This window comes from Rubrivirga sp. S365 (genome assembly GCF_032248475.1).
GTDB lineage: Bacteria > Bacteroidota > Rhodothermia > Rhodothermales > Rubricoccaceae > Rubrivirga > Rubrivirga litoralis.
This window is the reverse complement of the sequence record NZ_JAVTTN010000001.1, coordinates 3070568-3085689: the sequence shown is the minus strand read 5'-3', so window position 1 is coordinate 3085689 and position 15122 is coordinate 3070568. Positions and strand designations below refer to the sequence as shown.

At 76.5% G+C, this 15122-nt stretch carries 11 protein-coding genes; 2 read left to right on the top strand and 9 right to left on the bottom strand.

Annotated elements, in window-relative coordinates; all coding sequences use genetic code 11:
• Positions 1 to 130: 130 nt before the first annotated feature.
• The 4 genes from RQM47_RS13480 to rpiB all read right to left on the bottom strand — a co-directional run bounded on the left by RQM47_RS13480 (position 131) and on the right by rpiB (position 5119).
• A complete protein-coding gene (locus RQM47_RS13480; RefSeq protein WP_314009302.1) occupies positions 131 to 1489 on the bottom strand; it encodes an amidohydrolase family protein in 1359 nt (452 codons plus the stop codon).
• Positions 1490 to 1608: 119 nt separating this feature from the next.
• Positions 1609 to 3357, bottom strand: a complete 1749-nt coding sequence (locus RQM47_RS13475; protein ID WP_314009301.1) for an amidohydrolase family protein — start codon at positions 3355 to 3357, stop codon at positions 1609 to 1611.
• Between the two features lie 410 nt (positions 3358 to 3767).
• The gene (locus RQM47_RS13470) at positions 3768 to 4436 is read right to left on the bottom strand and encodes a hypothetical protein (RefSeq protein ID WP_314009300.1); all 669 of its coding nucleotides are present in this window, start codon (positions 4434 to 4436) and stop codon (positions 3768 to 3770) included.
• Positions 4433 to 5119: a ribose 5-phosphate isomerase B gene (rpiB, locus tag RQM47_RS13465; protein WP_314009299.1), complete on the bottom strand. Its 687-nt coding sequence runs from the start codon at positions 5117 to 5119 to the stop codon at positions 4433 to 4435. The genes RQM47_RS13470 and rpiB overlap by 4 nt, the downstream gene beginning before the upstream one ends.
• A gap of 184 nt (positions 5120 to 5303) precedes the next feature.
• Here rpiB and RQM47_RS13460 point away from each other — a divergent pair, with 184 nt between their 5' ends.
• Complete coding sequence (locus RQM47_RS13460; protein WP_314009298.1) at positions 5304 to 5705, top strand: hypothetical protein; 402 nt, start codon at positions 5304 to 5306, stop codon at positions 5703 to 5705.
• A 24-nt stretch (positions 5706 to 5729) separates the two neighbouring features.
• On the opposite strand, the gene RQM47_RS13455 is transcribed toward RQM47_RS13460, so the two are convergent.
• The 4 genes from RQM47_RS13455 to RQM47_RS13440 all read right to left on the bottom strand — a co-directional run bounded on the left by RQM47_RS13455 (position 5730) and on the right by RQM47_RS13440 (position 11935).
• Positions 5730 to 6749 (bottom strand): histone deacetylase, encoded by a 1020-nt coding sequence (locus RQM47_RS13455; RefSeq protein WP_314009297.1) that lies wholly within the window; start codon positions 6747 to 6749, stop codon positions 5730 to 5732.
• Positions 6750 to 7003: 254 nt separating this feature from the next.
• Positions 7004 to 8365 carry an HD domain-containing protein gene (locus RQM47_RS13450; protein ID WP_314009296.1) on the bottom strand — a complete coding sequence of 454 codons (1362 nt, stop codon included), beginning with the start codon at positions 8363 to 8365 and terminating at the stop codon, positions 7004 to 7006.
• Between the two features lie 535 nt (positions 8366 to 8900).
• The gene (locus tag RQM47_RS13445; RefSeq protein ID WP_314009295.1) at positions 8901 to 11096 is read right to left on the bottom strand and encodes a helix-hairpin-helix domain-containing protein; all 2196 of its coding nucleotides are present in this window, start codon (positions 11094 to 11096) and stop codon (positions 8901 to 8903) included.
• On the bottom strand, positions 11093 to 11935 hold the full coding sequence (locus RQM47_RS13440) for a hypothetical protein (RefSeq protein WP_314009294.1): 843 nt from the start codon (positions 11933 to 11935) through the stop codon (positions 11093 to 11095). The genes RQM47_RS13445 and RQM47_RS13440 overlap by 4 nt, the downstream gene beginning before the upstream one ends.
• A gap of 95 nt (positions 11936 to 12030) precedes the next feature.
• On the opposite strand from RQM47_RS13440, the gene RQM47_RS13435 reads away from it, so the two are divergent.
• A complete protein-coding gene (locus RQM47_RS13435; protein ID WP_314009293.1) occupies positions 12031 to 12948 on the top strand; it encodes a DUF4835 family protein in 918 nt (305 codons plus the stop codon).
• 59 nt (positions 12949 to 13007) lie between these two features.
• On the opposite strand, the gene RQM47_RS13430 is transcribed toward RQM47_RS13435, so the two are convergent.
• Positions 13008 to 15080 (bottom strand): peptidylprolyl isomerase, encoded by a 2073-nt coding sequence (locus RQM47_RS13430; RefSeq protein WP_314009292.1) that lies wholly within the window; start codon positions 15078 to 15080, stop codon positions 13008 to 13010.
• Positions 15081 to 15122: the final 42 nt, after the last annotated feature.

The window sequence follows — 15122 nt, the reverse complement described above, 5'->3', positions numbered from 1 at the left end:
AGCTCCGGGGTCGGAATCGGAGTCCCCCTCCTGGACAGGAGGGGCTAGGGGTGGTGGACCGGGCGGGCGGGGCGGTCGGGTTTCGTCCGCCACCCCGCCCCGCCCACGCTCGGGAGTGGGGCGGGGCGGTCTACGGCGCGAGGTCTTCGAGCGCGACGCCGCGCATGCAGGACTCGGTGTGGCCGCCGAGCAGGACCTCGGCGATCTCGTCGCCCGGGTCCACGAACACGCGCTGGTCGTCGCCGTCGCGCGCGCGGTCGAACCGCGGCACGCCGTCCACGAACGTCATGTCGACGCGGGTGTAGACCGAGAGCGGGTGCTCGGCGAACACGGCGAGGTCGGCGTCCTTGCCCACCTCGATCGAGCCCACGCGGTCGTCGATCCCGAGCTGCCACGCCGGGTTGATGGTCACGAGCGCGAGGGCCTCGTCGTCCGAGAGGTCGCCGTAGCGCTGCGTCTTGGCCGCCTCGTGGTAGAGGTAGCGGATGAGGCCGGCGTCGTCCGAGTTCACCGACGTCCGCACACCGTTGCGCACCAGGACGGCCGCGTTGTAGGCCGTCGAGTAGTAGACCTCGAACTTGTACGAGCCCCAGTCCGAGAACACGCTCGCGCCGGCCCCGAAGGCGGCCAACTCGGGGGCCACCTTGAACGCCTCGTTCCCGTGCTGGAACGTGAGCCGGTCGATCCCGAAGTCGCGGAACACCTCCATCAGCATGAGGATCTCGTCGGCCCGGTAGCTGTGGCTGTGGACGAGCACGTCGCCGGCGAGGATGGCGGCGAGCGTTTCGAGGCGCCGGTTGTACGGGGGGAGTGCCCGCCCCGCCTGCTCGGCCTCGGCCTGCGCCGCGGCGTAGGCGCGGGCGTCGGTGAACGCCTCGCGGTAGACCTGCTCGACGCCCATCCGCGTGGCCGGCCGCACGCCGCGGCCCCGCCCGTGGACGCGCGTCGGGTTCTCGCCGAGCGCGAACTTGATCGTCCGCGGCGCGCCGTCGAAGAGCATCCCGTCCGGGTCGAGCGTGCCCCAGCGGAGCTTGATCGTCTCGTTCTCGCCGCCGACCGGGTTGGCCGAGCCGTGCATGGTGTGGATCGTCGTCACCCCGCCCGCGAGCGCGCGGTAGATGCCGACGTCGGCCGGGTCGAGCGCGTCGCGCATCTGGACTTCGGCGACGACGGCGTTCGTGGCCTCGTTGACCGACGAGAGCGCGATGTGGCTGTGGGCGTCGATGATGCCCGGCGTCACGTGCCGCCCCGCCACGTCGACCACGCGGACCCCGCGCGGCGCGTCGAGCCCTTGCCCGACGGCGGCGATCGTCCCGTCGCGCACGAGCACGTCGGCGTTCTCGATCGTCCCGTTCGTGACCGTGTGGACGGTCCCGCCGCGGAGCAGGACGTCGCCGCGGGCGTCCGCCGGCGGCAGGTCGAGCGGCGTCTGGGCGGCCGCCCCGCCCCAGGCGGTCGCGGCGAGGAGGAGGGCGAGGAGCGTGCGCATCGGGCGGGGTGGGGTGGAGGGACGAGAAGAGGGGGGAGGAGAAGAGGAGGGGGGAAATGTCTCTTCCTCCACCCCCTCTGCGCCTCTTCTCTTCTTCTCTCTGAGCAGGGCGGGGCGGCCTATTCGGGCCGCCGCGTGGCGGTGATCGGGAACGAGCCGAAGGACGCGATCTCGGCGGTCCCCGAGAACGCGTCGTCCGCGATCGTCCCGGCGATCGTGACCGTGCCGACGTCGTCGCTCTGGAACGTCATCGTGAGCACGTTGCCCTCGACGGTCACGCTCGTGAGCGGGTCGGTCTCGCCGTCGCCGGTGATGGTGCCGGTGAAGGAGCCGGCCGAGCCCTCGACCGTGAACCGCCCCTCCTGCGTGCCGGCCGGCGTCGAGACCTCGTAGTCCCACGTCCCGACGGCCTGGACGACGGCGTCGGGGTCGGCGCCCGCCACCCCGCCCCCGCCCTCGACCTCGTAGGCGACGCCCTCGACGATCACGTGGCGGACCTCGGTCGAGTCGGTAAACAAGTCGCCGACGGTGACGACCAGGTTGGCCAGCTTGCCCTCCTCGACCGTGCCCAGGTCGCGGTCGACGCCGAGCAGCCGCGCCGGCCCGATCGTCAGGGCTTCGAGCGCGTCGTCGGGGCTGAGCCCCGCCTCGACCATGCGGTGGAGGTTCGCGTGGATGTCACCGGGCTTCACGTCGAGCGTCGCGAAGGCGAACGGGACCTCGGCGGCGGCGAGCGCGGCCGGGCTCCGCTCGAACCGGGCGACGGCCTCGCGCCGCTGGCCCGTCAGCGCCGCGCGCTCGCCGTCGGTGTCGCGGTACGACAGGATGCGGCGGTTCGAGATGAACGAGGCCTCGCCGGGCGAGATCGTCGGGCGGTCGACGGCGGGCGCCGCGCCGCCGGCCGCGGAGGTGTCGGCGGCGACCGTGTCGGGCAGTGCGAGCGGGGCGAACACGGCCGTCCGCCCCGCCCGGAGCTTCTCCACGAGCGGGGCGGCGTCGGGGACGCCAGCGAGGATCGGGGTCAGCCCCATCTCGCCGGAGGCGCGGAGCGCGCGGAACCCGTCGAGCCAGCCGTCGACGGCGAACACGAACGGGCCGTCGCCGTCGATGAGCGGCCGGAGCCCATCGAGCACGGGGTCGAACCGGGGCCGCGCCGTCCCGCCCCGCTCCTCGTCGAAGGCGAGCCGCGAGGCGTCGCGGCGGCGCGCGTTCTCGACCGTCTCGCGCAGGACGGCGAGCACGCCCATAACCGTGGCCGGATAGACGCCGGATGCCGGGTCGAGCCGCGCGACCGTCGACGCCGGGCCGTCGAGGACGAGGGCCGGCGCGCTCTCCTGCCGCCCCGTCTCGCGGAGCAGGACGACGGCGCCGCGCCCGGAGAACAGGCCCTCCTGCGGGGCCACGTGCGCGGCGCCGAACCCGGCCTCGCGGAGCTGCTTGACGCGGGCGTCGGTCGGGTCGTAGAGGTCGCGGGCCTGGCGGTCGGGCGTGATGCCGGCGAGCTCGCGGGGCGGGGCGCCGCGGTCGCCTTCGTACCGCTCGTCTGGGCTCTCCGCCTTCTTGATCCCGGCCGTCCCAAAGGCGTCGACGAAGGCGGCGTAGACCGTGAACGAGTCGGCCTCGACCACGCGGGCGTCGAACGGGACGGCCACGTCGCGGCCGACGGCCTCAATCCGCCCGTCGCGGACGACGACGGTAGCGCGCTCCAGGACCTCCCCCGGCGCCGTCACCACGCGCGCGTTCGTCAGCGCCAGCGTCTGCGTCACGGGGCGGAGCGGCGTCTCGGCGGAGATCCCCTGGGCGCGGGCGGGGAGGGCGAGGCAGCAGGCGAGGGCCGCGACGGCGGCGAGACGGTGTCGAAGAGCCATCGGGGCGGGGTGGTGACGCGCGAAGATAGCGTGAGCGGAATGGGAAATGGGGCGGGGTGGCGCCCGTCTTGTTCCGCCCCGCCCGTGGACACCGCGCCTCCCCTGTGGCACCCGTAGGGACACGGCGTGCCGTGTCCGATGCGGGCGGGGCGGTCCAGAACGGCGGTGCCTCGGAGGCCGCCCCGCCCGAGGCCGTCGCCCGACGCCGTTGCATGCAACGGCGCTACGGTGCCCGCCCCGCTCCCGCGTTCTGCGGGCGGGGTGGCGTGCCGCGGCCCAATGCAGACACCACGCGTGGTGTCCCTACGTCCCTGCCCCGCCCACGGGCGACCGCCGGTCGCCCCTACGACGCCACCCCGCCCCTGCGCCTTGCGGGCGGGGTGGGGCACCGTCGCTGCCCGCTGTTCGCCTCAGCCCGCGAACACGCCCCACTCGTGGCCCAGGCTCCGCGCCGCCGGCGTCACGATCTGCCCCGGGCGCAGGCGGATCGTCTGCCGCCGCAGCCGGGCCTGCCGCACGTCCGTCTCCGTTACCACGCCGCGCTCGACCGTGCGCACGTGGTCGTCGGCCGCGGGCGGGGCGGGCGGGGCGAGGTCGACGGCCGGGAGCCACCGGGCCGCCTCGGGCCGCCCCGCCCCCAGCCACAGCGCGCGGTCGAGGGCGACGTGCGGGTCCGCCCCGCTCGCGACGTCGAGGGTGAGAGCGACCGGACCGAGCGCGACCGTCGCGCGCTCGGGCACGCCCCACGCGCGGCGCGTGCCGTTGGGGAGCACGAGCCGCGAGCGGACGGGCTCGGGCGCCGGCGCGTCCACCACCCCGCCCGGCCCCTGGAGCCGGAGGCCCGGACCGGGCGGGGCGGCGTCCAGGTCGAGGGCGTCGAGCGCGAGGCGGAGGTCAGCGCCGGGCGCGGCGGGGACGTACGCGAGCACGCGGCCCCGGCGCACGACGGCGACGCGCTCAGTCCCCCGGAGAACGCTCTTCTTTCCGAACAGCCGGGCCACGGCGCCCGGCGGGAGCACGGCCCGCGAGGCGAGCGCGCGGACGGCGAGCGCGTCCGGGCGGGGCGGGGCGGGCGTCACGCGGCGCCCGGGGCGCCGGGCAGGAAGCGGGCCTCGACGTCGGCGATCTTCTGCACGCGCCGGGCGTGGCGGCCGCCCTCGAAGTCGGTGCCGAGAAACTCGGCGAGCACGCGCTTACACGTCTCGACGCCCATCGTCCGGCTCCCCAGCGTGAGCACGTTGGCGTCGTTGTGCGCCCGCGCGTTGAACGCGCTGAACACGTCGGGGCAGAGCGCCGCGCGGACGCCCGGCAGCTTGTTGGCCACGATCGCCGAGCCCACGCCGACCCCGTCGATCATGAGCCCGAGCTGCGTCTGGCCCAGGTGGACGAGGCGGCCCACGGCGTAGGCGAAGTCCGGGTAGTCGACGCTCTCGGCCGAGCCCGTGCCGACGTCGGTGACGGTCCAGCCCAGCGCCCGGGCGTGGGCGGCCAGGGCGTCCTTGATCTCGAACCCGGCGTGGTCGCACCCCAGCGCGAGCGTCCGCGCGGGCGCGCCGGCCACGGGGCGGGGCGGCGTCGGGGCGGGGAGGGCCGCCCCGCCCGGGCGCCCGTCGGCGGGCTCGGCGAGGCGGAGCGTCAGGCCGTGGTCGCGGGCCGTGTCGCGGGCGAGCGCCGTCACGAGCGCGCCGTCGGGGACGGCGAGGTCGGTGCGGCCGGCGGCGAGGGCGTCGAGGACGGTCCGTTCGGAGACGAGGGCAGGCATGGCCCTAAGCTAGAGCCGCGAGCGGGGCGAGGTCACGACGCCGCCCCGCCCGCTCGCGGCGTCCGCCCCAGGTATCCGCCGCGCGTCTGGTGAGTGCTCTTCGGGCGCCAGTAAGCGTCGGGTCGTTCCCTAGGGAATTACCTTTGGGCTCGGTCCTCTCCCTGCGTCGGCTTTCCCGCCTCCCATGCCCGCTCCCTCGTTCCGCTACCGTATCGACACCGATCACGGGCTGGCCCTGGCCCAGATCGCTGGCGACGCCACCGGGGAGTACATCGCCTCGTGCGTCCGCGCCCTCCAGGCCGACCCCGCGTGGTCCGACGCCTACGACGTGATCTGGGACGACCGCGGCGTGACGGTCCTCGACGTCACGCCGCGCGGGCTCGACGAGATGGTGGCGGCGCAGACGAACGGGCAGTTCGGCATGGACGTGATCGTGTCCGACCGCGGGTCGCGCGAGGCCGTCTTCCTCCTCTACGCCCGGCGCACGCGGGCGGCGGGGCGGCCGGCGCGCGTGTGCCAGACGCTCGACGAGGCCCTCGATGCCGTCGGGCGGACGGCGCTCCCGGCGGCCCTCGACGCGGCCTGACCGCCCCGCCCCGCCAGGTCGCCCCTACAGGCCGTGCAGGTCGCGGACGTGCTGAGCGATCGGGGCGAGGTCGGGGGCGGGGCAGCGCGACGGCCCAAACGGGTCGTCCACGGGCGCCGTCGGATCGAGGAGCCGGCGGAGCGTGCCCGCCACGCATGCCGCGAGGACGCCCGTGTTGTAGCCGCCTTCGAGCGACAGCGCGAGCCCCGCGCCCTGGGCGTCGGCCACCTCCTGCACGACGCCCACGAGGTCGACGAGCCCGGTCACGCTCAGCGACAGCCCCCCCAGCGGGTCCAGGCGGTGCGCGTCGAACCCGGCCGAGATGACCACGAGGTCGGGCCGGAACCGGGCGGCCAGCGGCGGGAGGACGGCGCGGTAGAGGTCCACGAGCGCGTCGCCCGTCCGGGCGGGGAGGGGAAGGTTGACCGTGGCGCCCGCGCCCGCCCCGCCCCCGGCCTCGGCGAGCGTGCCCGTGCTCGGGTAGAGGCCGGCCTGGTGCGACGAGACGACGAGGACCGAGGGGTCGTCGTAGAACGCGTCCTGCGTCCCGTTGCCGTGGTGGGCGTCGAGGTCGACGACGAGCACGCGCTCGGCGCCGTGCGCGGCCTGGGCGTGGCGGGCCGCGACGGCGACGTGGTTGACGAGGCAGAACCCCATCGACTGGTCGGGCGCGGCGTGGTGGCCCGGCGGGCGTCCCACGGCGAACCCGGCGCCCGCCCCGCCGGCGAGGACGGCGTCGACCACGGCGAGGAGTCCGCCGCACGCCCGCCGCGCGACGTCCCAGGACGACGGCGTCACGTAGGTGTCGGCGTCGAGCACGCCGCCGCCGCCCTCGGCCAGCGCCTCGACCCGGTCCAGGAGCGCCGCCGTGTGGACCCGCTCCAGCGCCTCGCGGGCCGCCGCCCCGCCCTCGACGCGTGCGAGGCCGGTCAGCCGCTCGTCCCCCTCGATGGCCGCGCGGACGGCGCCGAGCCGGGCGGGGCGCTCCGGGTGACCCGGCTCGGCGTGCCCGGCGTCGTGGTCGAGAAAAGCGAGGACGGCCATGATGGAGCGCAGAAATGAAGCGTGAATGTAGCGTTAAGGAGGCCAGGCGCTGCTGGGTACCAGGTCGCTGAATCCCCGCCGCCCCTCCCGTCGGTGGCACCCGTAGGGACACGACTCGTCGTGTCTGACGCGGGCGGACCCCGGGGCGGGGCGGTCCTGAACGGCAGACTCGGGCGGGGTGGCGGAGCTGTCCAGAACGCGCCCGCGGGCGCCCAGCCACCCCGCCCGCGAGCGGGGCGGGGGCCGTCGCCGTCCTACCGGGCGAGGTCGAGCGCCTTGGGGAGGCACACGTAGTCCCGCTCGCGGGCGCCGCCGAGCGCGCCCGGCGCGAGCACGCCCGTGCTCTCGGTCAGCTCGCGGACGCGGCCGTCGCGCTCCAGGATGCAGACCGGGTCGCGGTCGGCGTCGTAGGCCGCCAGCCGCTCGCGGCCGACCGCGACGTAGTAGCGCGCGTCGTCGCGGGCGGTCGCGGGCGTCGAGATCTCCTCGGCCACGAGCCACGCCGCCGCGCGGTCACGCCACGCCTCCACGTCGGCGTCCGGGGGCGGGGCGTCGAGCGGCGTCGTGCGGAACAGGTCGCGGTCGACGAACCGGCGCGCGAGGTCGGCGAGGACGCGGTCGGCCGAGCCCGCCCACCGCTTGAGGCTGTACAGGACGTCGGTGTCGTCGAGCGCCGCGAACGCGTCGAGCAGCGGCCCGTGGAGGTCCGAGGCCGGGTCGAGGTCGTCGGCCGTGGCCCGCCCCGCCAGGAAAAAGGCGAAGGGCGGGGCGGTCTCGGCGAGGGCCGGGTCGGTCCCCCACCGCTCGCGCGCGCGGCCGACGGCGGCGCGGAGCACGTGGTCGGCCGCGATGACCGTCTTGTGGAGGTACACCTGGCCGTACATGAGCCGCCGGCTGAGGAGCACGTTCTCGACCGCGTACGCGCCCTTGGCCTCGATCACGATCCGCCCCGCCCCGGCGGGTTGCGCCCCGGCGGGTTGCGCCCCGGCCGCCCCGCCCCGCCCGCCGCCGGGGGCGGGGTGGACGCGCATCGTCTTGATCACGCGGTCGACGCCGACGACGCCCTCGGCCACGCCCGTATAAAAAGAATCGCGGCGGAGGTAGTCCAGCCGGTCCATGTCGAGCTGGCTCGCGAGCAGGCTGTGGAAGAACGGGCGCGGGTAGGCCCCGTCGAAGATGGCGAGCGCCGTGCGGAGCGCCCCGCCCAGGCGGGCGTCGAGCCGCGCCATGAGCGCCCGGCTCATCCGCTCGTGGTGGTGCCGCCGGCCGGACGGGCCGGGCGGGAGCAGCTCGTGCTCGAGCGTGTGCGAGAACGGCCCGTGGCCGACGTCGTGGAGCAGCGCCGCCGCGAGCGCCCCGCCGACCTCGTCGGTGTCCATCACCGTCCCCTTTTCGCGGAGCGTGTCGAGCGCATCCTGCATCAGCGCCATCGCCCCGATCCCGTGCTCGAACCGCGTGTGCACGGCGCCGGGGAAGACCAGGAACCCGAGCCCGAGCTGCCGGATCCGCCGCAGCCGCTGGACCTCGGGCTGCTCGACGAGCGACAGCACGAGCCCCTTGGGCACCGCGATGAACCCGTGGACGGGGTCGTTGAACAGCGTAAACCGGCTCGGCACGGACAGGCCCAAAGGGCGGGCGGGGGCGGGGTGGCGCTGGAGTCTACCGCCCCGCCCCCGCCCGTGTGCGGCGAGCAGAGAGCGGCGAGCGGCGTGCGGTGGGCGGGGCGGTCGCGGTTGGCACGTCGCTGTCCCGAGGCGGCGGCAGTCCCCCTCCAGGTCAGGAGGGGCTAGGGGTGGTTGTCGGGCGGGCGGGGCGGCAGGGAAAAGCGCCGTCTTGCCCCCTTTGGGCACCCGTAGGGACACGGCTTGCCATGTCCGGCGCGGGCGGCCCCAAAGGGCGGGGTGGTCCTGAACGACGTCGCCCCGCCCTCGCGTTCTGCGGGCGGGGTGGGGTGCCGCGGCCCAACGCGGACACCACGCGTGGTGTCCCTACGTCCCTGCCTCGCCCGGACGTCGCGGCCCGACGGCGTTGCATGCAACGCCGCTACGGCGGCCGCCCCGCCCACGTCGGGGGCGGGGTGGCGCATGTTGCCCCCGCTGCCCGCTGCCCGCTGCCCGCTGCCCGCTGCCCGCTGCCCGCTGCCCGCTGCCCTCAGAACCGGACCCGCACCTGCACGCCCAGGTCTCGCACCCGATTCCCCTCGACGGCGTCCGCCCCCGACCCGATGCGGCGGACGTCGCGGAGCCACGTGGCCGCCAGCTTCGCCTGGACCGTCACCGCCGGGACGGGCTGCGCCGAGAGCAGGACGTAGGCCCGCGCGCCCCGCCCCGCCAGCGCGGGGACGGAAAAGACGCCCGTGAGGTCGTTCTCGAACACGAAGACCCGCGAGGCGAACCCGTCCGTCTCGAACAGCGCGAGCCGGGCGCTCGCGCGGAGCCACCCCAGCGCCTGCCAGCGGACGTCCTGGTAGACGAGCGAGCCCGTCTCGACCGCCCCGCCCGGCGCGACGGCCCGCGAGCCCTCGACGCGCGCGCGCAGGCGGAGCGCCCGCGACGCGTCCCACTCGCCCTGGAGGCGGATCGACTGCCGCGTCCGCTCGCCCAGCCCGCCGACGGCCGAGCCCGGCACCACGTTCGGCACGTCGAGGCCGACCTCGCGCGTCTCGGTCCGCGCCTGGAGCGAGGCGCGGAGGTAGCGCCGCGGCCGGTGCTCGACGCGCACAAGCGCCTCCCAGCCCTGGCTCGGCCGGGGCACGGTAAAGCGGAGGAACGGGAAGCGGTACTGGTCGAGGTACGCGTCGACCGTCCACGCCTGGGCGGGGCGGAGGCGGAGCCCGGCGTAGAGCCCGGTCTCGTTCTGGCCGACCCCGTTCCGCTCGCCGAACGGGTAGCCGTGGAGGGACGTGAAGCCGGGGGCGTAGTGGCGGCCGACGACCAGGATCTCGGCCGCGCCCAGCGATGCCAGGAGCCCGCCCACACCGCCGAGCGCCCCGCCCGGCCCGCGCGCGACCTCCCCGAACGCCCGCCCCGCCCGAACCGAGGCGTCGGCGTAGGCGCTGACGGTCGTGGCGTCCGTCCCCTCGAACGCGAACCGCTGGTCGGGGCGCGGGCCGCGTGCGAGCGGGGTGGAAAACGTCGAGCGCGTGCCCACGACGCCCGCGCGGCCGACGACGCGTGCCGACGCGAGGCGCAGCTCCGCCCCGCCCCCGACGAGCGTCTCGCCGAGCGCCCCGCGCCGCGCCCGCTCGCGGTCGGTCCGGTGGAGGCCGGTCGACGTCCGGCTCGTGACGATGCCGAGGCCATCCGTGGTGTCGGGAGCGAGGACGCTCGCGTCGAGGCGCCGGCGGCTCGCGAACGCCGAGACGTAGACATGGGGCGTGGCCGCGACCGTCAGCCCGGCGCCGCGGAGAAAGTGGGTCTCGTCGACTGAGCCGTACGGGCGGAGCCCGCGCCCGCTGCGGAGCGGCCCGCCGACGGCGTCCGGCCCTTTCCCGAACCCGGACGCCCGCCACAGCGCCACGCCCTGCCCGAACTCCGCCACGAAGTCGCCGACGACGAGCGCGTCGATGCGGCCGGCGTCGAGGAGCGCGGCGTGCCCGCTCACGTGGTCGTACCCCACCCCGCCCGCGAACGGCTCGCCGGGGTCCTTCTCCAGCGTGAGGTTGACGCTGAGCTGCCGCCGGTACGTCGCCTGGAGGCGCGTGTAGACGCGGGCCGGGCCGCCGGCGTAGGCCCGCGACGAGTCGGGGCCGAGAAAGCCGGCGCCCAGGTCGAGCCGCCGCTGCACGCGCTGCGTACCCGCGTACCGGAGCCCCGAGGCCACGTCGGCGAGCGTGGGCGGGGCGGGAAACCGGGCGGGGCGGCCGGCGACGGCCGTGAGGTAGGGGCCGGCGTCGAGCACGTCGGCGCCGGAGAGGCCGTCGACGCGGCGCAGGGCGTTGACCGACGGGAACGGCCCGTTCGCCTCGCGGTCGCGGACGACGGCCGCGGCCCCGACCGGCCCCAGCGCGGGCACCTGCGCCAGCTCCTCGGCCGTCGCCGCGTTCACGTCGAGCGGGTCGGCGCGGATCGCCGCGAGCCGCTCCAGGAGCGCCGTTGGGTCGCCCTCGACGCCGTCCTCGACGAGCGCCTCGAACCGAGCGTCGAGCGCGTCCGGCAGGTCGAGCGTGTCGGGCGGGGCGGGGCGGACCTGCGCGGCGACGGGGGAGAGGGCGAGGACCGCGAGGCCGAGCGCGAGGCGCCGCGCCCAAGCCGACCGGCCGCCGCCCCGCCCGAGCGTTTCGCCGCGCCCACCCCGCCCTCGGCGAGCGGGGCGGGGGAGAGGGCAATTCGGGCGGGGCGGCCTCACCACGCGACCTCGACGCCGACGGCCGGCGTGAACCCCAGCGACTCGTGCCGCTCGACGGCCACGTCCGCCCGGAGCGCGCCGATCGACAGGCCGACGCCGCCCGCGAGGCGGACCGGCCCGGTCGAGACGCCCAGCCGGGCGACGAGGACGTCGGCGAGCGCGGCCTCGGCGCCGGCCCGCACCGACAGCCCAAGATCCCGGTCCTGGTCGGCGTCGAGCACGAGGAGCGCCCGCGGCGACGGCCGGTACGCGACGCCCACGGTCACGCCGGGGACCGTCGACGCCGACGCGCCCAGGTCGTCGCCCCGGAGCCCGAGCAGGTTGCGGGCCGCCAGCCCGGCCCGGAGGCCGGGCGCGAGGTCGGCCTGGAGGCCGGCGCCGACCAGGACCGTCGTCGCCGACTCGAACCCCTCGGTCACGGCCGACTCGACGCCCGCCGACACGCCCACGTCGAGCCGCCGGCCGACCCCGAGGCGGACGCCCCGCGCGAGGCCCGCGACGACGCGCGTCTCGCGCCGTTCCGAGAACCCGTACGTCCGCCCGCTCGCGCCGACGACGCCGAGCGGGGTGGGGAGCGCGGCCACGGCCGAGGCTAAGCCCAGCTCGCCCAGCCCGAACGCCTGGCTCGCCTGGAGCCCCACGCGCGGCCCGCCCAGGCCAGCGAGCGCCGCCGGGTTCGTGTGGCCCCACGGCTCGGCGCCGATCGCCACGCCGGCCCGGCCCAGCGCGAGCACGCGCGCCCCGCCCTCGGCGAGCTGGGCCTCGGCCCGCCCCGCCCCGCCCAGCACGGCCGCCACGAGCAGGAGGGCGGCGCGGGCGAGCGGGGTGGGGGCACGCATAATGGCCTGGCGGTCTCGTTGGGGGCGGGGCGGACGGGGTCCGTAGCTTCCTCTCCGTGCGGAACGTACCCGGCCGCCTCTGCCCACCAGACTCGATGAGACTCATGCCCTGGTATCGCTTTGGCGCACTCCTCGTCCTGGCGGTCGCCCTCGCCGCGCCGGCAGCGGCCCAGGAGCTGAACTGCGTGGTCTCGATCAACCGGCAGGCCGTCCCGGGGAGCGAGTACGAGTTCCTCGACGAGCTCCGCACGGAAGTCGCGCGCTACCTCAACGACCGGGCGTGGACCGAGGACCGCTACCAGGCCGACGAGCAGATCGACTGCGACGTCCAGATCACGATCCGCCAGGCCGTTACGCTCTCGACGTTCAGCGCCCAGATCGTGGTCCAGTCCAGCCGGCCGGTCTACGGGACCGCTCAGCGGACGACGCTGCTCGCCGTGCCCGACGCCAAGTGGACCTTCGGCTACACGCGCGGGCAGGCGCTCGTGTACGACCCGAACCGCTACAACTCGCTCACGTCGGTCCTCGACTTCTACGCCAACCTCATGCTGGGCTACGACTACGACTCGTTCGCCCCGCTGGGCGGGACGGTCTACTTCGAGCGGGCGCGGCAGACGGCGGAGCTGGCCCGGGGGGCGATCGGGGCCACGGACTGGCAGAGCGACCGGGCCGATGAGCAGACGCGGTCCCTCCTGATCCAGGAGGTGCTCAACCCGGCCTTCGAGCCGCTCCGCCGGGCCATGTTCACGTACCACTACACGGTCCTCGACCACTTTCTCGTCGAGCCCGAGGTGGCGTGGGTGGAGGCGACGGCTATGCTCGGGCGGCTCCACGAGCTGTTCCTCCTCTCCAGCCGCCGTCGGTACGTGACCGACCTGTTCTACGCGGCCAAGTACCAGGAGCTCACCGACCTCCTGATCGACGCGCCGCAGCGGAACGAGGCCTACGCGCTCCTCTCGGAGATGGACCCGTCGCACCTCGCGACGTACGACGCGCTCGTCTCGGGCCGGTAGCGGGCGGGGCACCACCACCCCGCCCCCGGGTCCTGCGGCGGGGGCGGGGCGGTTCCGGCTCAGTCCCGGGCGATCCGGGCGCTGCGGATCAGGTCGCCCTGGAGGATGCGGTCGACGACATCCTGGCCCGCGACGACGCGGCCGAACGCCGTATAGCGGCCGTCGAGGTGCGGCTGCGGGCCGTGCGTGACGAAGAACTGGGCGCCCTCGGTGTCCTTGCCCGCGCTCGCCATGCCGGCCGTGCCCGTCGTGAACCGGAGCCGCGTGAACTCGCTTCGGATCGGCGTGGCCGGCCCGCCGTAGCCGTCGCGGCGCGTGTAGTCGCCGCCCTGGACCACGAACGCCGGAACCACGCGGTGGAACGGCACGCCGTCGTAGAGGTCGCGGGCGGCCGTCGCCGCGATGCGCTGGGCCGTCTGCGGCGCCGACTCCACGTCGAGCTCGATCTCGACCCGGCCCCGGTCGGTGTCGAGCACGAGGCGCGGGGCCGAGCCGAGGCGGGCGAGAAAGTCCCAGTCGACCGACGTCGTCTCCACCCCGCCCTCGCCGGCCAGGTCCACCTCGACGCCCTCGGTGAGCCGGTCGTTGAGCGCGTCGCGGGCCGCGCGGCGGAGCACGGGGTGGCCGCCCTGGAGCGCGACCCCGACCAGGAAGTCGACCTCGGACCCGTCGCGGATCTGGCCGGCCGCGCGGAGGATCTCGACCATCGGCTCGACGTCGGCCGGCGCGTCGAGGTCGGCGTAGACGTCGCGGAGGAGGGCGCCGGCGCCGAGCGGCCAGAACGCCGAGTCGGCCAGGGCGCGGGCCGACTCGGTCGCCGTGGCGAGGTCGGCCCGGCGGAGGCCCTGCGAGAAGGCGTCGTAGAACGGCCGCGCGCCCGAGGTCCCGGCCTCCCACCGCTGGCGGAGGGCGCCGAGCGCGGCGGCCGCGCTGCGCACGTCGGCGCCGCCGGCCTCGGCGAACAGGCGCGCGCGCGAGGCCGCGTCGTCGGCCACGCCGAGCGCGCGGAGCGCGGCGGCGCGTGCGAACGGGTCCTGCTGGCGGTCGGCCCACGCGGCGACGGCCTCGCCCCGCCCCGCCCGCGCGAGGAGCGGGAGCGCGGCGGCCTGGACCGGCCACGGGCGGCGGCCGCCGACGGCGTCGAGCGCGAGCGCCACCTCGCTCGGCGAGGGCGGGGCGGCGTCGGTGGCCAACTGCTCGAAGGCCACCTGCGCCACGTGCGGGTTCGGGTCGTCGGTGGCGCGGGCGAGGGCGGGGCGGCCGGCCGCGCCCAGGGCGCCGAGCGCGCGCGCGGCGTCCACGCGCGCGCGCCAGTCGGGGGCGTCGGCGAGCGCGGCGGCGAGGCGGCCGGCGTCCTGCGGGTCTTCGAGGCGGCCCAGTGCGCGAGCGAGCGCGCCCCGCCCCGCCCCGCTCACCTGCGGCCCGATCCCGTCGAACGCCGTGCGGAGTGCCGCGGCCTGGTCGCGCCACGCCGAGACCGGCGCGCGCGAGAACGCGTACGCCGCCGCCTCGCGGACCTGGGCGTCGGGGGCGCCCAGGCGGACGGCCAGGGCCTGCGCCCAGGCGTTGCTGGTCACGCCGCGCAGGCCCATCCGTGCCAGCGCCAGCGTCCGCCGCGCTTCGAGGCCGTCGGGGAGCGGGACCTGGAGGAGCGGAGCGATGTCGGCCCGCCCGCCCGTCTTGCCCACGGCGTCGAGAAGCTCGGCGAGCACAGCCGGCGCGGCCTCGGTGCGCAGCGAGACGAGCAGCGCCACGCCGGCCGTCGAGTCGGCCGACTGGCCGAGCGCGAACGCGGCGTCGGCGCGGACGGACGGGGCCTCGTCGGAGAGCGCCGCGCGGAGCGCGGGGACGGCCTCGGGCGCCTGCACCGAGCCCAGCGCAAACGCCGCGCGGGCTCGCACCACGCTGTCGGGGCTCGCGAGCGCGGCGATCAGCCCATCGGCGTCGCGGCGGACCTGGAGGTCGACGAGTGCCTGGAGGTCGGGCCGCGCGAGCAGGCCGTCGGGTGCCCGGCCGTCCAGGACGACGGCGGGCGGGGCGGACGGCGCCGCCCCGCCCGAGGTGACCGCGCATCCGGCGGCGAGGAACGCGAGGGCCGCAACGGCGGCGAGAGGGGCGGGGTGGAGGCGCACGGAGTCCGGGGGGAGGAGCGGCAGGCGGGCCGGCGACTAACG

Excerpts from the sequence above, each read along its gene's own strand:
- RQM47_RS13480 (WP_314009302.1), bottom strand. The coding sequence starts at position 1,489 with ATGCGCACGCTCCTCGCCCTCCTCCTCGCCGCGACCGCCTGGGGCGGG.
- RQM47_RS13475 (WP_314009301.1), bottom strand. The coding sequence starts at position 3,357 with ATGGCTCTTCGACACCGTCTCGCCGCCGTCGCGGCCCTCGCCTGCTGC.
- rpiB (WP_314009299.1), bottom strand. The coding sequence starts at position 5,119 with ATGCCTGCCCTCGTCTCCGAACGGACCGTCCTCGACGCCCTCGCCGCC.
- RQM47_RS13460 (WP_314009298.1), top strand. The coding sequence starts at position 5,304 with ATGCCCGCTCCCTCGTTCCGCTACCGTATCGACACCGATCACGGGCTG.
- RQM47_RS13455 (WP_314009297.1), bottom strand. The coding sequence starts at position 6,749 with ATGGCCGTCCTCGCTTTTCTCGACCACGACGCCGGGCACGCCGAGCCG.
- RQM47_RS13440 (WP_314009294.1), bottom strand. The coding sequence starts at position 11,935 with ATGCGTGCCCCCACCCCGCTCGCCCGCGCCGCCCTCCTGCTCGTGGCG.
- RQM47_RS13435 (WP_314009293.1), top strand. The coding sequence starts at position 12,031 with ATGAGACTCATGCCCTGGTATCGCTTTGGCGCACTCCTCGTCCTGGCG.